At 54.1% G+C, this 20,516-nt stretch carries 17 protein-coding genes, 2 tRNA genes and 1 pseudogene; 8 read left to right on the top strand and 12 right to left on the bottom strand.

The genetic code is table 11. The features are described 5' to 3' along the window. The first annotated feature begins 83 nt into the window (after positions 1 to 83). Entirely contained in the window at positions 84 to 1,574 is a 1,491-nt protein-coding gene (locus tag PSSD_RS06910; RefSeq protein WP_058970200.1) for an aminotransferase-like domain-containing protein, read from the top strand. On the opposite strand, the gene PSSD_RS06905 is transcribed toward PSSD_RS06910, so the two are convergent. Then, entirely contained in the window at positions 1,541 to 2,164 is a 624-nt protein-coding gene (locus PSSD_RS06905; RefSeq protein WP_039333378.1) for a glutathione S-transferase family protein, read from the bottom strand. The genes PSSD_RS06910 and PSSD_RS06905 overlap by 34 nt on opposite strands. A gap of 113 nt (positions 2,165 to 2,277) precedes the next feature. Here PSSD_RS06905 and PSSD_RS06900 point away from each other — a divergent pair, with 113 nt between their 5' ends. Beyond that, positions 2,278 to 3,126, top strand: a complete 849-nt coding sequence (locus tag PSSD_RS06900; protein ID WP_058970139.1) for a PhzF family phenazine biosynthesis protein — start codon at positions 2,278 to 2,280, stop codon at positions 3,124 to 3,126. 139 nt (positions 3,127 to 3,265) lie between these two features. Here the strand turns inward: PSSD_RS06900 and PSSD_RS06895 are convergent, their stop codons facing one another. Beyond that, positions 3,266 to 4,024, bottom strand: coding sequence for an SDR family NAD(P)-dependent oxidoreductase (locus PSSD_RS06895; protein ID WP_058970136.1), 759 nt, complete (start codon positions 4,022 to 4,024; stop codon positions 3,266 to 3,268). A 115-nt stretch (positions 4,025 to 4,139) separates the two neighbouring features. Here PSSD_RS06895 and PSSD_RS06890 point away from each other — a divergent pair, with 115 nt between their 5' ends. The 3 genes and pseudogenes from PSSD_RS06890 to PSSD_RS06880 all read left to right on the top strand — a co-directional run bounded on the left by PSSD_RS06890 (position 4,140) and on the right by PSSD_RS06880 (position 7,709). Beyond that, positions 4,140 to 5,039 carry a LysR family transcriptional regulator gene (locus PSSD_RS06890; RefSeq protein WP_039333382.1) on the top strand — a complete coding sequence of 300 codons (900 nt, stop codon included), beginning with the start codon at positions 4,140 to 4,142 and terminating at the stop codon, positions 5,037 to 5,039. 45 nt (positions 5,040 to 5,084) lie between these two features. Next, positions 5,085 to 6,085, top strand: a pseudogene (gene yhjD, locus PSSD_RS06885) (inner membrane protein YhjD). Between the two features lie 289 nt (positions 6,086 to 6,374). Beyond that, positions 6,375 to 7,709 (top strand): MFS transporter, encoded by a 1,335-nt coding sequence (locus PSSD_RS06880; RefSeq protein ID WP_039333384.1) that lies wholly within the window; start codon positions 6,375 to 6,377, stop codon positions 7,707 to 7,709. A gap of 280 nt (positions 7,710 to 7,989) precedes the next feature. Here the strand turns inward: PSSD_RS06880 and ilvC are convergent, their stop codons facing one another. Beyond that, a complete protein-coding gene (gene ilvC, locus PSSD_RS06875) occupies positions 7,990 to 9,465 on the bottom strand; it encodes a ketol-acid reductoisomerase (RefSeq protein ID WP_039333385.1) in 1,476 nt (491 codons plus the stop codon). A gap of 161 nt (positions 9,466 to 9,626) precedes the next feature. Here ilvC and ilvY point away from each other — a divergent pair, with 161 nt between their 5' ends. Next, positions 9,627 to 10,508 carry an HTH-type transcriptional activator IlvY gene (gene ilvY / locus PSSD_RS06870; RefSeq protein ID WP_039333397.1) on the top strand — a complete coding sequence of 294 codons (882 nt, stop codon included), beginning with the start codon at positions 9,627 to 9,629 and terminating at the stop codon, positions 10,506 to 10,508. Here ilvY and ilvA read toward each other — a convergent pair whose 3' ends face one another. The 6 genes from ilvA to ilvL all read right to left on the bottom strand — a co-directional run bounded on the left by ilvA (position 10,509) and on the right by ilvL (position 17,071). After that, positions 10,509 to 12,056 (bottom strand): threonine ammonia-lyase, biosynthetic, encoded by a 1,548-nt coding sequence (gene ilvA / locus PSSD_RS06865; protein WP_039333386.1) that lies wholly within the window; start codon positions 12,054 to 12,056, stop codon positions 10,509 to 10,511. Between the two features lie 6 nt (positions 12,057 to 12,062). Beyond that, complete coding sequence (ilvD, locus tag PSSD_RS06860; RefSeq protein WP_058970134.1) at positions 12,063 to 13,913, bottom strand: dihydroxy-acid dehydratase; 1,851 nt, start codon at positions 13,911 to 13,913, stop codon at positions 12,063 to 12,065. 61 nt (positions 13,914 to 13,974) lie between these two features. Next, the gene (locus tag PSSD_RS06855) at positions 13,975 to 14,904 is read right to left on the bottom strand and encodes a branched-chain amino acid transaminase (protein ID WP_034820022.1); all 930 of its coding nucleotides are present in this window, start codon (positions 14,902 to 14,904) and stop codon (positions 13,975 to 13,977) included. A gap of 18 nt (positions 14,905 to 14,922) precedes the next feature. Next, positions 14,923 to 15,180 (bottom strand): acetolactate synthase 2 small subunit, encoded by a 258-nt coding sequence (gene ilvM, locus PSSD_RS06850; RefSeq protein WP_034820026.1) that lies wholly within the window; start codon positions 15,178 to 15,180, stop codon positions 14,923 to 14,925. Beyond that, positions 15,177 to 16,823 (bottom strand): acetolactate synthase 2 catalytic subunit, encoded by a 1,647-nt coding sequence (ilvG, locus tag PSSD_RS06845; RefSeq protein ID WP_039333388.1) that lies wholly within the window; start codon positions 16,821 to 16,823, stop codon positions 15,177 to 15,179. The genes ilvM and ilvG overlap by 4 nt, the downstream gene beginning before the upstream one ends. 149 nt (positions 16,824 to 16,972) lie before the next feature. Continuing rightward, entirely contained in the window at positions 16,973 to 17,071 is a 99-nt protein-coding gene (gene ilvL / locus PSSD_RS26490) for an ilv operon leader peptide (protein ID WP_071531048.1), read from the bottom strand. Between the two features lie 327 nt (positions 17,072 to 17,398). Between ilvL and PSSD_RS06840 the strand changes: the two genes are divergently transcribed. Next, the gene (locus tag PSSD_RS06840) at positions 17,399 to 18,919 is read left to right on the top strand and encodes a YifB family Mg chelatase-like AAA ATPase (RefSeq protein ID WP_058970132.1); all 1,521 of its coding nucleotides are present in this window, start codon (positions 17,399 to 17,401) and stop codon (positions 18,917 to 18,919) included. 28 nt (positions 18,920 to 18,947) lie between these two features. On the opposite strand, the gene PSSD_RS06835 is transcribed toward PSSD_RS06840, so the two are convergent. Beyond that, positions 18,948 to 19,286: a MaoP family protein gene (locus PSSD_RS06835; RefSeq protein WP_039333392.1), complete on the bottom strand. Its 339-nt coding sequence runs from the start codon at positions 19,284 to 19,286 to the stop codon at positions 18,948 to 18,950. 121 nt (positions 19,287 to 19,407) lie between these two features. On the opposite strand from PSSD_RS06835, the gene hdfR reads away from it, so the two are divergent. Beyond that, complete coding sequence (gene hdfR, locus PSSD_RS06830) at positions 19,408 to 20,229, top strand: HTH-type transcriptional regulator HdfR (protein WP_034820037.1); 822 nt, start codon at positions 19,408 to 19,410, stop codon at positions 20,227 to 20,229. A 118-nt stretch (positions 20,230 to 20,347) separates the two neighbouring features. Here the strand turns inward: hdfR and PSSD_RS06825 are convergent. Further along, positions 20,348 to 20,423: transfer RNA gene (locus tag PSSD_RS06825), tRNA-Trp, on the bottom strand. Between the two features lie 8 nt (positions 20,424 to 20,431). Continuing rightward, a tRNA-Asp gene (locus tag PSSD_RS06820) sits at positions 20,432 to 20,508 on the bottom strand. Positions 20,509 to 20,516: the final 8 nt, after the last annotated feature.

The raw sequence follows: 20,516 nt of genomic DNA, 5'->3' as shown, positions 1-20,516 counted from the left end.
TGGAAACAGAGACACAAAACGACTATTGTGATGGATACAGTTACGCAAATTTTAAATTGTACCCATCGCGTGTGGAGGCTTTTGTGTCCCTTCCCCTTTCCTCGGGTCAAACCCTTTATCAGCAGCTGGCAGACAGCTTTGCCGAGTCGATTCATCAAGGCACGTTGAAGCCGGGTAAACGCCTGCCCGCCATTCGCCGTGTGGCGCAGTCTCATCAGGTGAGCGTGAACACGGTGCTGAATGCCTGGCAAATTCTCGAAGATCGCGGCCTGATTGAAGCCAGACCGCAATCGGGCTACTACGTGCGCGGCGTCCTGCCAGCGGTTGTTCGTCCGATAAAACCTTTACCCGCGAAAATGAACGATCCCAGCACGCAGAAACTGGACCTGATCGAGCAGGTGTTTGCGGCACAGAACAATCCGGACTACACCAATATTTCCCTGGCCTGCCCGCAGGACAGTGAGCTGTTCCCGTCGGTGCGTTTAGCGCGTATTACCGCCTCTCTGTTACGTCGCGATCCTGCCATGCTGGGACGTTATGCCCTTCCGCCGGGTAGTGAGCGCTTACGGGAGGAGATTGCGCGACGCAGTCTGCATACCGGCATCAATCTTACGGCGCAAGAGATCACTCTCACCCACGGCTGCATGGAAGCGCTGCAACTGGCATTGCGGGCGGTGACAAAACCCGGTGACTGCGTGGGACTGGAGTCCCCCACCTACTTTTTCTTGTTCCCGCTATTGGCATCACTCGGTTTGAAAGCGCTGGAGATACCGACCGATCCAGAGCAAGGCTTGTCGCTGGATGCGCTAGAGATGCTGCTGCAAGAGAAACGTATTCAGGCGCTTATCGCCATGCCAGGCGCACAGAACCCACTCGGCTATGTGATGCCGCTGGAGAATAAAAAGCGGCTGGCGAAGTTAGTAAACACTTACAATATTCCGCTTATCGAAGATGGTTTGTATGACGAGTTGCAGTTTGACTGGCCGCTGTCGCCGCCGGTGAAAGCCTTTGATAGCGAAGGCTGGGTGATTTACTGCACCAGCTTCACCAAAACGGTTGCACCGGATTTCCGTGTGGGCTGGACGGCCGCAGGCCGTTTTCACGACACCATTGCACGCTTGAAAGCGGTGTCATCGATGACGGAGTCAAAGCTCCTGAGTGAAACGCTGGCCGAATTTCTCGCCAGCGGCGGTTACGATCACCATCTGCGTTCGCTGCGACGCCGTTATGCCGCCAATCTTGATGCCGCACGCGGCATTATGGCGCGGCATTTTCCCGTGGGCACGCGCGCTACCCTGCCGCGCGGTGGCTTTGTGTTCTGGGTGGAGCTGCCAGGCAAGGTCGATACCGTGGAGATGTTTCATCGGTTATTGCAGGAGCAGATTTGTGTCACGCCGGGTGCGCTGTACACGTTGAGCGATCGCTACAAGCACGCGCTGCGTCTCTCTTGCTGCTATCCGTTTGATGAACGTTATACGTGGGCAATAAAACGCACCGGCGCGCTGGCCTGTGAAATCACAGGCCTTGCGCCAGGACAGGATCAGGGTTTGCCGTTGCGGCCCCAGGTGGTGTAACCCTCACGCTCGGTCAGGCGCTCATAATAGAGTTGCACGGCCGGGAAATCAGGGTGCTCAAGCGGCGTTTCAAACCAGCGGTTCACCGCAAGGCCGACAGGAATATCGGCCAGCGAGAAGTTGCGGCCTGCGACATAGCGCCCGGTTTTTTGCAGATGCTGGTCGAGAATATTCATGGTGTGCGTCCAGCCTTTAATGGCGGCCGCCAGTAGACGCGGATCCTGATGCGCCGGCGAGTTACGCACCAGCGACATAAACGCATAGCGCCATGAGGTGTTGAGTTCCGTGGCTTGCCAGTCAATCCACTGATCGACCGGCGCACGCGCACGCGGGTTTTCAGGGTAGAGCCAGTCACCGCCGTTGCTGTTGGCGAGATAGCGCAAAATGGCGTTGGATTCCCACATCACGAAGTCATCTTCGATGATGACCGGCACCATGGCGTTGGGATTGAGCGCCATAAATTCCGCCGAGTGCAGTGAGAGTGGGTCTTCACCCCAAGGTTCGTGCTCATATTCGAGGTCGAGTTCTGAGCATAGCCACAGAACTTTACGCACGTTGATTGATGAAGTACGACCCAAGACTTTTAACATAGCGGACTCCGATTCCAGAATTCTTAATCTATTCATAGCCCTGTTGCTGCGCTTGCGCAATAAGCAGGATGTAAATCCCAATTTCAGACAACCTCAACGAGCAAGGAGAGACAATGAAAGTCGCGTTTAAGCAGGTGGATGTATTTACCTCATCAGCGTTTAAGGGCAATCCGCTGGCGGTGATCATGGATGCACAGGGATTAAGCGATGCGCAGTTGGCCGCGATCGCGCGCTGGACCAATTTGTCCGAAACCACCTTTGTGCTCCCGCCTCAAGATGCCGCAGCGGATTACCGGGTACGCATTTTTACCACCGAAGGAGAGTTGCCCTTTGCTGGCCATCCCACCCTCGGCACCGCGCACGCGCTGCTGGAAGCGGGTTGGACGGTAAAAACGCCTGGTAAAATCGTGCAAGAGTGCGGTGTCGGCTTGGTGGATGTGCGCATCAGCGAAGATGGCGCGCTGGCTTTTGCCGCACCGGAAGTCACGCTGACCCCCTTTGATGATGCACTGATGAGCAGTGCGCTGAACAGTGAAGATTTTGATGCCAGCCAGACGCCAACTATTGTGGATATGGGAATTCGCTGGCTGCTGATTCCGATGCGCAGCGCGCAGTCAGTACTGGATGTTCAGGCCAGCGCCGCGGATCTTCAGCGTTTGCATAAACACGCCGACGTCAATGGTACCTCCCTATTTGGCCCACTGCCGGCTGATTGCAGTGAACAGTTTGAAGTGCGCGCGTTGCTGGTTGAGAACGGCAGTTTGACCGAAGATCCGGTCACTGGCAGCGCCAACGCCTGCCTGGCGCGCTACTTTGCCGCGCAGAGTAAAACGCAGGATTATCGCGCACGTCAGGGCAGCGCCATTCAGCGTGAAGGACGGATTGAGGTAAGCTTCCGCGACGATAAAATTTGGATTGGTGGCCAGACCGTGACGGTGATTGATGGCACCATTGATCTGTAAAACGCATCAAGGCGTGAAAAAGCAGCCATGCATGTCAATTAAGCGCTTATCGGTCGCCATAAATGGCGACCCTACAGAGTTGAATGCGTTTTTTTCGTAGGGTGCGCATTTATGCGCACCTAAAAAAATCGCACAATGATTACAGCGCCTGACCGCCTGAGGCTTCAATACGTTGCGCGTTAACCCAGCCGGTTTCATCGCTCAGGATCGCGCTGATGGCATCGCCAATATCATCCGGCAAGCCAACACGACCCAGCGCGGTGACCGAGGCAATATGATTATTGAGATCTTTGGTGTCACGCACACGCCCCCCGCCGAAATCCGTTTCAATCGCACCCGGAGCCAGAATGTTGACGCGAATCCGGCGCTCGCCCAACTCTTTCGCCTGATAGCGCGTTAACACTTCCATGGCACCTTTGATCGAGGCGTAGGTACCTGAACCCGGCAGCGTCATGCGGGTTAATCCGCTGGAGATATTAAGGATGCGGCCACCATCCGCAATCAGTGGCAGTAACTTCTGCGTCAGGAAGAACGGCCCTTTCAGGTGCACATTCACCAACGCATCGAATTCGTCTTCGGTGGTCTCCGCAAACAGTTTGTAGTGACCGTGACCCGCGTTGTTCACTAAATAATCAAAACTGTCTCGCTGCCAGGTTTTCTGCAGTGTCTCTTTGACCTGTGCCACGAAGCTGTCAAAGGTGCTGCTATCGCCTACATCCAGCTGCAGCGCCACCGCACGCGCCCCCAGCGCTTCAATCTCTTGTACTACGGCTTGCGCTTCGTCAGCGTGACCACGATAGGTAAATAAGATATCAGTGCCTTTAGCTGCCAGTTTCAGCGCACCATTCTTGCCTAAACCGCGGTTGCCGCCGGTAATCAATGCAATTTTATGACTCATGTTTCGCTCCAGTTGGAAAATTGAACACGGATTAAGGATATTCGCGAATAATTGATCTATAAACGCATAGGAATACGCAGCACTGTTTCACTAACAACAACAATCGGTGAACAACATGGATAAAATTCACGCAATGCAGGTTTTTGTGCGGGTGGCAGAAATGGGCAGTTTTACCCGTGCGGCAGAAAGTCTGGGTCTGCCTAAAGGCAGCGTATCTCGCCAGTTGCAGGCGCTGGAAAATCAAATGGGCACCCGTCTGCTCCACCGCACCACGCGCCGTGTGCACCTCACCCAAGATGGGTTGGTTTATTACGATCGCTGTCTCGATTTGCTGTCGATGCTCGACGACATGGACAGCCTGTTCCAGCACGACCCCGCCACCTTGAGCGGCAAACTGCGTGTCGATATGTCGGTCGCCATGGCCACCGGTTTTGTCCTGCCGCGTCTGCCAGAGTTCCTGCAACATTATCCCGGCGTTGAGATTGAGCTTAGCAGCAGCGACCGTCAGGTGGATGTGATTCGCGAAGGCTTTGACTGCGTGATTCGGGTGGGTGAGCTGAAAGATTCTGGCCTGATCGCGCGTAAAATCGGATCACATGCCTTGATTAACTGTGCCAGCCCCGATTACCTTTCCCGCTTCGGCATGCCGGTGCGTCTGGAAGACCTGGCGCAGCACGCGATGGTGCATTACACCCAGCAACTTGGGCAGCCATCATTAGGTTTTGAATATTTCGATGGCAAGCAGTGTCATTACGTACAAACCGGTGGCGTGGTGACCGTGAACAGCACGGAAACTTACCGCGCCGCTTGTATTGCCGGGCTGGGCATTATTCAGGTACCGGCAATCGGTGTGCAGCCACTGCTGGAGTCAGGCCAGTTGGTGGAGGTACTGCATCACTTCCCGGCGAAGCCTATGCCGATTTCGCTACTTTATCCCCATCGTCGCAATGTCGCGCGTCGCGTGCGGGTGTTTATGGAGTGGTTAAGCCAGGTCTTGCAGGAGTATGTGACATAGCAGGCTATAATTTTAATTTCGCAGTGAACAGGATGCATATCGTCTATGACAGACAAACCCACTAAAGACCCTGCGGCTGATAAAAAGCCGCTGATTGATATTAAGACCGGCAACAAAACCGTGGATGGTTCGATTCAGAACGTTTCACGCTTTGCGGCCTGGTTTCAGGCCATCCCGGCAGTGGCGCATTTTATGCGCGCACTGGAACGTTTTAACGATCGTCTCGGCAGTCAGTTTGGCGCGGCGATCACCTACTTCTCTTTCCTGTCACTGATACCGATTTTGATGGTCTCCTTTGCGGCAGTCGGTTTTGTACTGGCGTCGAATCAGGATTTACTCTCAGAGTTGATCAACAAAATCGTTAACAGTATCAGTGACCCCACGCTAGCCAATACCCTGAAAAATACCGTGAATACCGCTATTCAGCAGCGCGCCACCGTAGGCTTGACCGGTTTGCTGCTGGCGCTCTACTCCGGCATAAACTGGATGGGTAATTTGCGCGAGGCGGTGCGCGCCCAGTCACGCGATGTATGGGAGCGCACACCTGATGATCAAGAAAAATCTGGAAGAAATATGCCCGTGATTTGCTGTCACTGCTCGGTTTGATGCTGGCGCTGGTGATTACGCTGTCACTGACCTCGATTGCCGGTGCCGCACAAAACGCCATCGTCAATGCCTTAGGGCTGGAAGATATCGAGTGGCTGCGTCCGGCGATGACCATTATTGCGCTGTCGATCTCCATCTTCGCCAACTATCTGCTATTCCTGTGGATTTTCTGGATTCTGCCGCGCCACAAGCCGCGTAAAAAAGCGCTGTTCCGCGGCACGCTGCTGGCGGCGATTGGCTTTGAGGTGATTAAGTTTGTCATGACATTAACGCTGCCGAAACTGGCGACCTCGCCGTCTGGTGCCGCCTTTGGTTCCGTGCTGGGGTTAATGGCATTTTTCTACTTCTTTGCACGCCTGACCCTGTTCTGCGCCGCGTGGATCGCCACGGCAAAGTACAAGGATGATAAGGAATTGCCACCGCCGCATCCGGGCAAATAAGCGAGCAAGTTTGTTACATTTGCCGCAACAGCTAAAAATGTTTCCTGCTGGCTACAAATTCAGCAAAAACCAGCAGGAAACGCTAAAGGGTCACTTTAATTTGGCCCTTTTGCAGAGATTCCCGCCAAAAAAGTGACACTTCCCGTTCCCATCCGCCGCCGATTGCCGCAACTCAGAGATTATCCACTTTTTCGCCGAAAATGCCTGTTCTGACGCGGTTTTTCGCCATTGAATGCAGCAAAACAGGTGCGTAAGATTCTCTGTCTACATTTACAATTAAGAAACAGTTATGCAAGCCTCCATCACAGAAACACTCGACAATAAACACGACGACACGCCCGTCAATTCCCGTGGCAAAGTGGTCGTGGCATCGCTTGTCGGCACCGCTATCGAATTCTTCGATTTCTATATTTATGCCACTGCGGCCGTCATCATCTTCCCGCACATTTTCTTCCCGCAGGGCGATCCTACTGTTGCCACGCTACAGTCGCTGGCAACCTTTGCTATCGCCTTCGTCGCGCGCCCAATTGGTTCTGCGCTGTTCGGACACTTTGGCGATCGCGTGGGCCGTAAAGCGACCCTGGTTGCGTCACTCCTCACCATGGGCGTCTCCACTGTTTTGATCGGCCTACTGCCGAGCTATCAAACCATTGGTGTTGCCGCGCCGCTGCTGTTAGCGCTGGCGCGTTTTGGTCAGGGCCTGGGTTTAGGCGGCGAATGGGGCGGTGCTGCACTGCTGGCCACCGAAAATGCCCCAGCGAAAAAACGCGCGTTGTATGGTTCGTTCCCACAACTGGGCGCACCAATTGGCTTCTTCTTCGCTAACGGCACCTTCCTGCTGCTCTCCTGGCTGCTGACCGATGAGCAGTTTATGAGCTGGGGCTGGCGTGTCCCCTTCATCCTCTCTGCCGTCCTGGTATTGATTGGTCTGTATGTGCGTGTGTCACTGCATGAAAGCCCAGTGTTTGCCAAAGTGCAGAAAGAGAACAAGCAAGTCAAAATGCCGATTGGCACGCTGCTGAGCAAGCATCTGACCGCGACCATTCTCGGCACCTTCATCATGCTGGCCACCTATACCCTGTTCTATATCATGACGGTGTACTCCATGAGCTACGGCACAGCACCTGCGCCTGCGGGCTTGGGCTATTCACGTAATAGCTTCCTGTGGATGTTGATGGTGGCGGTGATTGGTTTTGGTGTGATGGTGCCGATTGCGGGCCTGCTGGCAGACCGCTATGGCCGTCGTCGTACCATGATCACCATTACGCTGATGATTATCGCCTTTGCCCTGATGTTCCCCGTGCTGCTGGGTTCAGGTTCGCAGATTCTGGTGATGGGCTTCCTGCTGTTGGGCCTGAGCATTATGGGGCTGACGTTTGGCCCAATGGGCGCACTGCTGCCGGAACTGTTCCCGACTGAAGTGCGTTATACCGGCGCGTCATTCTCATATAACCTGTCGTCGATTTTGGGCGCCTCCGTGGCACCCTATATCGCCACCTGGCTGAATGCGAACTACGGTTTGCAGGCAGTGGGCTTCTATCTGGCATCCATGGCGGTACTGACGCTGATCGCGCTGATTGCCTGTAAAGAGACGCGTAATCAGACGCTGTATGAAGCAGTGTGATGGTTGCTGTTAGCGTGATGAAACCCGGCTCAGGCCGGGTTTTTTATTGGCTGAAGTTGGGTGCGGTTTGCACGGTGCGCATAGATAACACTTAAGACCGGGCACATGGGTAACAGTGATAAATGTGTCATGGCCCCAGACGGCGTTATCATCACAGCTTAACTGACAAGCATTACGCCCAAAATGCTGTGCAGTGTTAACACTAAAGTACGGATTCCAGACATAAAAAACCCCGGCAAGCCGGGGTTCTCCGTGTGCTGAAAACGGTGTCGTGTGTGGCTTAGCCTGCAACCGCGATACGTTTCATATCAGTCATGTAGCCACGCAGTTTACGACCAACCGATTCGATTGGGTGCTGACGAACGGCTTCGTTAACGTCACGCAGTTGCGCGTTATCAACCTGAGTGCCTTCAATCGCTTTGCCCAGATCGCCCGGCTGCAGGGTGGTCATGAACTCTTTCAGCAGCGGTACGGCCGCGAAGGAGAACAGGTAGTTACCGTATTCTGCGGTATCAGAGATAACCACGTTCATTTCATACAGACGCTTACGTGCGATGGTGTTCGCAATCAGCGGCAGCTCGTGCAGTGATTCGTAGTAAGCAGACTCTTCGATGATGCCCGCGTCGATCATGGTTTCGAAGGCCAACTCAACGCCCGCTTTCACCATCGCAACCATCACAACGCCTTTATCGTAGTATTCCTGCTCTTCGATTTTACCGTCGAACTGTGGTGCGTTTTCGAATGCAGTTGCACCGGTCTCTTCACGCCAGGTCAGCAGGTTTTTATCGTCGTTGGCCCAGTCAGCCATCATGCCTGAAGAGAATTCGCCAGAAATGATGTCATCCATATGCTTCTGGAACAGTGGCGCCATGATGGTTTTCAGCTGCTCAGACAGCGCATAAGCACGGATTTTCGCCGGGTTAGACAGGCGATCCATCATCAGGGTGATGCCACCAAACTTCAGTGATTCGGTGATGGTTTCCCAGCCGAACTGAATCAGTTTTTCGGTGTAAGCCGCATCGTGACCTTCAGCCACCAGCTTATCGAAGCACAGCAGAGAACCGGCCTGCAGCATACCGCACAGGATAGTCTGCTCGCCCATCAGGTCAGATTTCACTTCTGCAACGAACGAAGACTCCAGCACGCCCGCACGGTCACCGCCGGTTGCCGCAGCCCAAGCTTTAGCAATCGCCAGGCCTTCGCCTTTAGGATCGTTTTCTGGGTGAACGGCGATCAGGGTTGGTACACCGAAACCACGCTTGTACTCTTCACGCACTTCAGTACCTGGGCACTTCGGCGCCACCATCACTACGGTGATGTCTTTACGGATGGTCTCGCCTGATTCAACAATGTTGAAACCGTGTGAGTAACCCAGTGCTGCGCCATCTTTCATCAGTGGCTGAACCGCTTTAACGACTGCAGAGTGCTGCTTGTCTGGCGTCAGGTTAACGACCAGATCCGCCTGCGGGATCAGCTCTTCGTAAGTACCCACTTTAAAACCGTTATCGGTCGCTTTGCGGAAAGAAGCACGCTTCTCAGCAATCGCTTCTGCGCGCAGGGCGTAAGCGATATCCAGACCAGAGTCACGCATGTTCAGGCCCTGGTTCAGACCCTGAGCGCCACAGCCAACGATAACGACTTTTTTACCTTTCAGGAAACTTGCGCCGTCTGCGAATTCATCGCGTGACATGAAACGACATTTGCCTAACTGCGCTAACTGGTTGCGCAGATTCAATGTGTTGAAGTAGTTAGCCATGGGTACTCCGGTTAGATGTTGTGTTTGCTTTTGTTCAGTAACGACACTGCGTTCAGTGCCGCGAATGACCCCATCATATGACAGGAAATCCGTTGCTTAAATTGATATATTAACAACGTCACATTGCAGAATTTGCAACAACACGTTGAGGTGAAATGCGCATGGATTTACGAGACCTGAAACTCTTTCTTCATCTGGCCGAAAGCTGCCATTTTGGCCGCACCGCGCGTGCCATGCATGTTAGCCCATCCACGCTATCCCGCCAGATTCAGCGCCTGGAAGAAGATGTCGGTCACGCGTTGTTTCTGCGTGATAACCGCACGGTAACGCTCACGGAAGCGGGAGAGCGCCTCAAACAATTTGCTCAGCAAACCTTGCTGCAGTATCAGCAACTGCGCCACGTGATGGATCTGAATGGACCCTCGCTCAGCGGTGAGCTGCGCCTGTTCTGCTCAGTGACCGCGGCCTATAGTCATCTACCGCCGATTCTCGACCGCTTCCGTGCCGAGCATCCTCAGGTGGAGATCAAACTCACTACCGGTGACGCCGCCGACGCGATTGAAATGGTGCAATCCGGCGAAGCGGATCTGGCGATCGCCGGTCGTCCCGAGTCGCTGCCTGCCAGCATAGATTTTACGCCATTAGGCATCATTCCGCTGGTGCTGATCGCCCCGGCACTGCCTTGTCCGGTACGCAGCCAGGCCACTCAGGACGATCCAGACTGGTCACAGATTCCGTTTATTCTGCCGGAACAAGGGCCTGCGCGACGCGGTATCGATTTGTGGTTCCGTCGCCATCGCATTCCCAATCCGCAAATTTATGCCACGGTCTCTGGGCATGAGGCGATTGTTTCGATGGTGGCGCTGGGATGTGGTATTGCGTTGTTGCCGGATGTGGTACTGGAGAATAGCCCGGAACCGGTGCGTAATCGTGTGTTGACGCTGGAGAATGTCGAGTCGGTCGCGCCGCTTGAATTAGGCGTGTGTGTACAAAAAAAGCGGCTCGGGGAGCCGCTTATCAATGCGTTCTGGAACCTGCTGTAACTACTGCCCGGCGAGGAAGAAGCGGAATGCCGGGTTGTTCGCCTCATCGTGCCACTCGTAACCCAATGCAGTGAGATGGGTGTCGAAATTCGGCTCCTGGTCGTTAGCTTCGAATGCCACCAGCACGCGGCCAAAATCGGTACCGTGGCTGCGATAGTGGAACAGTGAGATATTCCAGTGCGCGCCGAGCGTCTGCAAAAACTTCAGCAGTGCGCCCGGTGCTTCCGGGAATTCAAAACTGAACAGGCGCTCACGCAGCGGTTTCGACGGACGTCCACCGACCATGTAGCGCACATGCAGTTTTGCCATTTCGTCGTCCGACAGATCCACGACGTTATAGCCACTTTCAGTCAATTGGTTGATGATTTCGCTGCGCTCTTCCAGCCCGCGTGTTAAGCGCACACCGACGAAGATGCAGGCGTTATCCGCATCTGCATAACGGTAGTTGAACTCGGTGATGGAGCGACCACCCAGCGTCTGGCAGAACTTGAGGAAACTGCCCTGCTGCTCTGGGATCGTCACCGCCAGTAACGCCTCGCGCTGTTCGCCAATTTCACAGCGTTCCGACACATAGCGCAGACCGTGGAAGTTGACGTTCGCGCCTGACAAGACGTGCGCCAGGCGCTCGCCTTTGATGTCGTGCTGCTGGATATACTTCTTCATACCCGCCAGCGCCAGCGCACCTGAAGGTTCCGCCACCGCACGCACGTCTTCAAACAGGTCTTTCACCGCTGCGCAGATGGCATCGCTATCTACGGTGATGATGTCATCGAGATACTCTTTGCACAGACGGAACGTTTCACTGCCGATGCGCTTTACCGCCACACCTTCAGCAAACAAGCCGACGCGTGCCAAATCCACCGGCTCACCGGCATCCAGTGCCGCTTTCAGGCAGGCTGAATCTTCCGACTCCACCGCGATCACTTTGATCTGCGGCATCAGCTGTTTGATCAGCACTGCCACGCCCGCTGCCAGACCGCCGCCACCGACCGGCACGAATACCCGATCGATATGCGCATCTTGTTGCAGCAGTTCCATCGCCAGCGTGCCCTGCCCGGCAATCACCGCCGGATGGTCGAACGGATGGACAAAGGTGTACCCCTGCTGCTCAGCCAGCTCAATCGCTTTGGCTTTCGCCTCATCGAAATTGGCACCAAACAGATAAGCCTCACCGCCAAATGCGCGCACTGCATCAACCTTGATGTCTGCCGTGGCCAACGGCATCACAATCAGTGATTTGATGCCCAGCGTGCTGGCTGAAAGCGCCACACCTTGCGCGTGGTTGCCGGCCGAAGCCGTGATCACGCCGCGTGCTTTTTGCTCTTCAGTCAGTCCGGCAATCATCGCGTACGCCCCACGCAGCTTAAAGCTGTGTACTGGCTGGCGATCCTCGCGCTTCACCAAAATGGTGTTGCCGAGACGCGATGAAATTTTTTCCATTTTTTGCAGCGGCGTGACCTGGGCAATTTCGTACACAGGGGCACGCAGCACCGCGCGCAAATACTCCGCGCCGTTCGGCGACGCGGGTAGCGGTTGAGACTCAGCCATCAGTTGTTAGCCTCCCAGCTTAGACTTATCGCGTACTGCGCCTTTGTCAGCACTGGTCGCGAGTGATGCATAAGCACGCAGCGCGAAGGAAACAGCACGTTCGCGGTTGTGCGGGGTATAAGCCGCTTCGCCACGCGCCTGCTCTTTTTCACGACGAGCGTGGATTTCGTTGTCTGGCAGATCCAGATGGATACGACGGTTCGGGATATCCAGCTCGATCATGTCGCCATCCTGGATCAGCGCAATGGTGCCGCCGCTCGCTGCTTCAGGCGAGATGTGTCCCACAGAGAGGCCGGAAGAACCGCCGGAGAAGCGACCATCGGTGATCAATGCGCAAGCTTTACCCAAGCCCATAGATTTCAGATAGGTGGTCGGATAGAGCATTTCCTGCATGCCCGGACCGCCTTTTGGTCCTTCGTAGCGGATCACCACACAGTCACCGGCCACCACTTTACCGCCGAGGATCGCCTCTACCGCATCATCCTGGCTTTCGTAGACTTTTGCCGGGCCTTTGAAGGTCAACAACTCTGCATCCACGCTGGCGGTTTTTACGATACAGCCATCTTCAGAGATGTTGCCGTACAGCACGGCCAGGCCACCATCCTGAGAGAACGCGTGTTCGCGGGTGCGGATACAACCCTCTACACGGTCATCATCCAGCGTGTCCCAACGGCAATCCTGTGAGAAGGCCTGAGTGGTACGGATACCGGCCGGACCGGCGCGGAACATCTTCTTCACCGCTTCGTCTTTGGTCAGCATGATGTCGTACTGATCCAGGGTTTCGCGCATGCTCTGCTGCAAAACGTTGCGCGCAGTGGTGTCGATCAGCCCTGCACGATCCAGCTCGCCCAGAATGGCGACAACGCCACCGGCGCGGTGTACGTCTTCCATGTGATATTTCGGTGTACTCGGTGCCACTTTGCACAGGTGTGGCACTTTGCGCGACAGACGATCGATATCCGACATGTTGAACTCGATTTCGCCTTCCTGCGCCGCTGCCAACAGGTGCAGAACGGTGTTGGTGGAACCGCCCATGGCGATATCCAGCGTCATCGCGTTCTCAAACGCGGCTTTGGTGGCGATGTTGCGCGGCAGTACGCGCTCATCATCCTGCTCGTAATACTTTTTGGTCAGGCTAACGATGCGTTTACCGGCGTTGAGGAACAGCTCTTTACGGTCGGCATGCGTGGCCAGCAGTGAACCGTTGCCCGGCTGCGCCAGACCCAGCGCTTCGGCCAGGCAGTTCATCGAGTTGGCGGTGAACATACCGGAGCACGAACCGCAGGTCGGACAGGCAGAACGTTCGATTTTATCGCTATCGGCGTCGCTGACGTTCGGGTTGGCGCCCTGAATCATCGCATCGACCAGGTCCAGCTTGATGATTTTGTCGGACAGCTTGGTTTTACCGGCTTCCATCGGACCGCCGGAAACAAAGATCACTGGGATGTTGAGGCGCAGTGACGCCATCAACATGCCCGGGGTGATTTTGTCGCAGTTGGAAATACACACCATGGCATCGGCGCAGTGCGCGTTAACCATGTACTCCACGGAGTCGGCGATCAGTTCGCGCGAAGGCAGTGAATACAGCATGCCGCCATGACCCATGGCGATACCGTCATCCACCGCGATGGTGTTGAACTCTTTAGCGACACCACCGGCAGCTTCGATTTGCTCCGCCACCAGCTTACCCATGTCGCGCAGGTGCACGTGGCCCGGCACGAATTGGGTGAATGAGTTAACCACTGCGATAATCGGCTTACCGAAATCGGCGTCGGTCATTCCTGTGGCGCGCCACAGGGCACGTGCACCCGCCATATTACGGCCATGGGTGGTGGTGGCAGAACGGTACTTAGGCATGCTCTATTTACTCCAGTCTGAAATATGACGCGGGCGCAGTTGCACCCGCGTAACGGTCTTGTTATGGATTAACCTGATCCAACCAGCCGTACTTATCTTCGGTTTCGCCCGTGAACAGGCCGAAGAAGGCGCTCTGAATTTTGGTGGTCACTGGACCACGCTTGCCGGCACCAACCTGAATGCCATCAACGCTGCGTACTGGGGTAATTTCTGCCGCAGTACCGGACATGAACACTTCATCAGCCAGATACAGCGATTCGCGCGACAGGGTCTGCTCACGCACTTCGATACCCAGATCGATCGCCAGTTTAATGATGGCGTCACGGGTGATGCCCGGCAATGCTGAAGAGGTGAACGGTGGCGTGAAAAGAATGCCATCTTTCACTTCGAACAAGTTTTCACCCGCACCTTCTGAAATATAGCCGTTGGTGTCGAGAGCGATACCTTCCTGATAACCGTGGCGGCGCGCTTCGCTGCCCACCAGCAGTGAGGAAAGGTAGTTACCGCCCGCTTTAGCCGCTGTTGGCAAGGTGTTTGGTGCCACACGGTTCCAGGAAGAAACCATCGCATCAATACCATTTTCCAGTGCTTCAGCACCCAGGTAAGCACCCCATGGGAAAGCAGCGATGATCACGTCGGTGGTGTAGCCATCTGGTGGGTTCACACCCAGGCCTACGTCGCCAACAAACGCCAATGGACGAATGTAAGCGCTTTTCAGTTTGTTCACGCGAATCACTTCGCGGCAGGCTTCCATCAGCTCATCAACGCTTGCGGCGATAGGAAAACGGTAGATCTTGGCGGAGTCATGCAGACGCTGCATGTGTTCACGGTGGCGGAACACCACTGGGCCTTTGTGTGAGTCATAGCAACGCACGCCTTCAAACACAGAAGTACCATAGTGCAGTGCGTGAGACATGACGCTAACCTTGGCGTCTTCCCACTTAACCATCTCCCCGTTGAACCAAATAAAGTCTGCTTTCTTCGTACTCATTGCTATTTCCTTTGGCGACTAAGCGCGGATTTGTTGTGATGTCTGTTGCTGGATCTCGACACAAGCGACATCCATAAGTTTGCTTAACTGCGAAGACAGTAAATCGACCGAGCGCTGGCTGGCAACGGTCATCTCGATATTAATGTTCTCGGCGTTAATCGCAGATGCCATGTTCATCGAGCACACCTGGAAGCCACGGTGGCGGACGACACGCAAAATGCGCTCCAATATTTCAGGACGGAAGCGAGCTTCGATAGACAATTGATGCTGGTTCATGCGGTTTTCTCCATCATGTTTGCGTTGCTGGCACCCGGCGGTACCAATGGCCAGACGTTCTCATGCTCATCAATCGAAACATGCAGGAAGTAAGGACCTTCACTGTTCAGCAGAGCATCAATGGCGTCGTCGACCTGATCTTTACGGCTAATGCGCTGGCCTGGGATATCAAACGCGCTGGCCAGCGTGAGGAAATCGGGGTTATCAGTGAGGATGGTCTCGCTGTAGCGGCCATCAAAGAACAGCTGCTGCCACTGGCGCACCATGCCTAAGCGTTGGTTGTCCAACAGCAGGATTTTCACTGGCAGCTTTTTACGTTTGATGGTACCCAGCTCCTGGATATTCATCATGATGGAACCATCGCCTGACACGCAGATGACGGTGTCATCCGGACGCGCCACTTGCGCACCCACGGCAGCCGGCAGGCCAAAGCCCATGGTGCCCAAGCCACTGGAGGTGATGAAGTTCTCTGGCGCGGTGAAGCTCATGTGCTGCGCTGCCCACATCTGATGCTGACCCACATCGGTGGTAACCACGGCACTCTCGCCTTTGCGATCGGATACCTGTTTCAGCAACAGAGGCGCATAGATCGCTTCGCCTGGGTGATCGTAACGCCAGTCGAACTCGGCTTTCATCGCTTTGACTTCCGTGCGCCAGCCCTCAATCTGCAGCGGCATGCTCAACGCAGGCAGTACCTGGTTTAAATCACCCTGCAGCGAAACGTGCGCACGGCGCAGTTTGTTCAGTTCAGCGGGATCGATATCGATGTGGATAACGCTGGCGTGCGGCGCAAAGGTATCCAGCTTGCCGGTTACACGGTCATCAAAGCGAGCGCCAACAGCGATCAATAAATCACAGGATTGCACTGCAAGGTTGGCAGCCTTGGTGCCGTGCATGCCTAACATGCCGAGGTAAACATCACTGGACGGGTCAGCACTGCCTAAACCCTTCAGCGTAGAGACCATCGGAATGCCGGTTTCTTGTGCCATCGCACGTAATGCAGGAACGGCTTGCGCCATGCCAACACCCCCGCCGATGTACAGCATGGGCTTATGCGCTTGTGCCATTAACTCGCGGGCTTCAGCGATGTGCTGCGGTGAATGGCTGATCGCCTCTTCAACGGGCAGCAGGTGCGGCGTTAAATCACCGCTGGCAATTTGGATGTCTTTTGGGATATCAACCAGAACCGGGCCCGGGCGGCCAGACTGGGCAATAGCGAAGGCCTCGGCCATCACGGAAGGTAAATCTTCAAGGGATTCTACGAGGAAGCTGTGTTTGGTACAGGCTAATGACAAACCGAGAACGTCAATCTCCTGGAAGGCATCGGTGCCGATAAAGGCTGACGAAACCTGGCCAGTGATGGCCACAACCGGGATGGAGTCCATCAGCGCATCGGCTAAACCGGTGATCAGGTTGGTTGCGCCTGGGCCAGAAGTGGCGATACAGACGCCTGTTTTACCGGTGGCACGCGCATAACCAATCGCTGCCATCACCGCACCTTGCTCATGACGACACAGTAGGTGTTCCACGCCGCCATCGTAGAGCGCATCGTACACTGGCATGATTGCGCCGCCAGGATAGCCAAACACTGTGTCGACACTCTGCGCGCGTAAAGCCTGAACTACCCACTGTGCACCTGTCATGGTTATTCTCCTGTATTCCTAGGGGAACAACAGAATTTTATGCTACTGCTCATAATCTGTTCCTCGCTGATTCGCTGATATTTAGCCTGGTCAAAAAAAAACCCCCGGACCTTTCGGTGCGGGGGTTTTTGGAATTCCGGGCTTGATTTTTAAGCCTTTCTTTCTCCAAGAGATGCCCCGCACGGTGGGATAATAATCACCACCACGCTAATCACGACTAGGCTAATCACTTGTAGAAGGGCTTTCATGTGTTGTCTGTTTTTTCGATTGTTCGAAGTAATACCTACAGAGTTACCATAGTTATCTGGTCATTGACAATAATTTTCATAATGTTTTTTTATGACGCAAACGGCGCGTGACGGTTATCGCATTGTAAGTAAAAGGTTATTTACAGTTGTGATAATTTTTCATTACGCACGCGGCGTAACGGATATTTAGATTTTGCGATCTGGCTTCTAAAAGCTGCGAAAGGGATGCAAAAAACGGTAATTATTCGGAATCAGGCACCGATATTAGCGAATCGCATTCGCTATCTGCCATTTCACTAAGCATGATGAAGGCAACAAGGAGTTGTCATGTCTTTATCTAAGGTTTTAACCCGTGCGGCATTGGGTGTTCAGGCTCCACTCGTCACTGTAGAAGTGCATATCAGCAAAGGATTACCTGCTCTCACGCTGGTGGGCCTACCGGAAACCACCGTGAAAGAGGCACGAGAGCGGGTACGCAGCGCGATCATTAACAGTGGTTTCACCTTTCCCGCTAAACGCATCACCATCAACTTGGCTCCTGCCGATCTGCCAAAAGAAGGCGGGCGCTATGACCTTCCTATCGCCATTGCGATTCTCGCAGCCTCAGAGCAGCTTCCTGACGCAAAACTGGCGCAATATGAATTCCTGGGGGAGTTAGCCCTCAACGGCGCGCTCTGTGGCGTTCAGGCCGCGATTCCCGCAGCGATGGCAGCACTGCAAGCGGGCAGGAGGATGGTGTTAGCTGATGAGAATCAACAGGATGTTGGATTAATCGAGCAAGGAGAAACCCTGGTCGGGAAGCATCTGGTCGAGATTTGTGCCTTTCTGCATAACCAGACCGCACTGACGGTGGCCCGTTCTCAACCGGAACCCTTTGAACAGGCGGACCGAGATCTCAGCGATATCATTGGGCAGGAACAAGGTCGCCGGGCGCTTGAGATCACCGCGGCAGGGGGTCATAACCTATTGTTGCTTGGACCACCAGGTACCGGTAAAACCATGCTCGCTACACGCCTGCCCGGTATTATGCCCCCGCTGAACGATCAGGAAGCGCTTGAGTGCGCGGCCATTAATAGTCTGGTCAGCAGCGGGACTGTTCACCATCAGTGGCGCAGACGGCCATTTAGAGCGCCACATCACAGTGCCTCACTCTATGCGCTGATTGGTGGAGGCTCATTGCCGCGACCCGGTGAAATCTCTTTAGCCCACAATGGTGTGCTGTTTCTCGATGAACTGCCAGAGTTCGACCGTAAGGTGCTGGACTCATTACGTGAGCCCATTGAGTCTGGAGAGATTGCGATCTCCCGAGCACGTGCCAAAGTGACCTATCCGGCGCGCTTCCAGTTAATCGGTGCCATGAACCCCAGCCCAACCGGCCATTATCAAGGCAGCCACAATAGATGCACGCCTCAACAGGTCCTGCGCTATTTGAGTCGGCTTTCCGGGCCTTTCCTTGACCGTTTCGATCTGTCGCTGGAAATCCCGCTCCTGCCGAGTGGCACCTTGAGCCAGAAACAAAAAGTCAAAGAATGCAGTGCAGATGTGCTTAAACGCGTGCTGACAGCCCGGCAGGCTCAAATGGAGCGTGCCGGTAAGGTGAATGCACATTTAACCAACCCGGAGATTATACGTTGCTGCTCGTTAGTACAGCAGGATGCCGAATGGCTGGAAGCAGTGCTCAACTCACTGGGTCTTTCCGTGCGAGCATGGCAGCGGATTTTAAAGGTGGCGAGGACGATTGCCGATCTGGCAGGTGAGGAGGTGATTTTGCGGCAGCATTTGCAGGAGGCGGTGAGTTATCGCAGCATTGACCGGTTACTGATCCATCTGCATAAAAGTCTGGAATAAATAACGGGGCCTTTAGGCCCCGTTATTTTTAATCATCACTATCGCTGAAGTCTTCCACCGTGTCCATCTGCGGCTTGCCGCCAGACAGGGTGTGGAAACGCTTAGGACGCTTAATGCGTGCGGTATATTTCGACCAGACGCGCTCAGCTTCCGTTTGCGGCTCACGAACACCACGACATACTTCTAAAAACGAACGTTCTTCATCAGTGGCTGGTTCACGCTTAGCGAGGTCCAGTTCGTTGAAGGCGTAACCGTGGCGTTCCAGAAGCTGAGCTTCTTTAATGGTGAAATCACCATGACGCGAAAAACCACGTGGGTAATGTTTGTTATCAAAGAAACGATTTGTTGTTGCGAAGCTATCCGCCATTTTACACGCTCCTGACTCTCATATGGCCGTGCTATTTATGGCGCGGAGTATTAGATAGGCTTGACAGAGTGTAAAACAAAACATTTAAATCAGTACGACAAACAAATTTTGGGAGAATGCTGTGGATACGGAATTACTGAAAACTTTCCTCGAAGTGAGCAGAACACGCCATTTCGGGCGTGCTGCTGAAGCGCTTTACCTCACGCAATCTGCCGTTAGTTTTCGCATTCGCCAGTTGGAAAACCAATTGGGGGTTAACCTTTTTACGCGTCATCGCAATAATATCCGTCTGACTTCTGCAGGTGAGCGTTTATTGCCCTATGCAGAAAGTTTGATGAGTACCTGGCTGATGGCCAAAAAGGAAGTTTCGCACACACAACAACATCACGAACTTTCAATAGGCGCCAGCGCATCGCTGTGGGAAGCCTATCTAACCCCTTGGTTAAAAACGCTTTATGAAAACCGGGAGAGCTTGCATCTTGAGGCGCGCATCGCGCAACGGCATCTATTGGTTAAGCAGTTGCATGAGCGTCAGCTGGATCTGTTAATCACCACCGAAGCGCCAAAAATGGATGAGCTCACCAGTCAACAAATAGGTCATATTTCACTCGCACTATTCCGCGCACGTAAAACCGAAAAACGCGAAAAATATGATTACATTAAACTGGAATGGGGCGCAGATTTTCACCAGCACGAAAGTTATCTGTCCAGTGATGATGTCCCAGTATTAACCACGACATCAGCGCATGTGACGCGTGAATTACTTCACACCACTGGTGCTTGCGCATTCTTACCCGACTCCTGGCACAGCATTTATAGTGACCTGATGGTTATTCCAGATACACCTGTTGCCGTACGGCCACTGTATGCGGTGTGGTTGCAGAATAGCGATCAACAGGCGCATATTCGCCAACTGCTTAAATTTCCGGTATTGACTCAGTAATTGGGAGAGAGTTTGGGTGGATCGCAGTGAAACCCAAACTCTTTTCATAACTGAGTTTTGGTTTTATTGCTGAATTTTGGACAAAAAAAATCCTTTGCCGAAGCAAAGGATTGTTTTCTGGCAGGGGCGGAGGGACTCGAACCCCCAACACCCGGTTTTGGAGACCGGTGCTCTACCAATTGAACTACGCCCCTAAATAGGGTGGCGGAACGGACGGGGCTCGAACCCGCGACCCCCTGCGTGACAGGCAGGTATTCTAACCAACTGAACTACCGCTCCACCGATAA

It is taken from the genome of Type-D symbiont of Plautia stali (genome assembly GCF_001485335.1).
GTDB lineage: Bacteria > Pseudomonadota > Gammaproteobacteria > Enterobacterales > Enterobacteriaceae > Pantoea > Pantoea vagans_C.
Note: the sequence above shows the minus strand (reverse complement) of the source record. Positions and strands in the feature narration are given on the sequence as shown.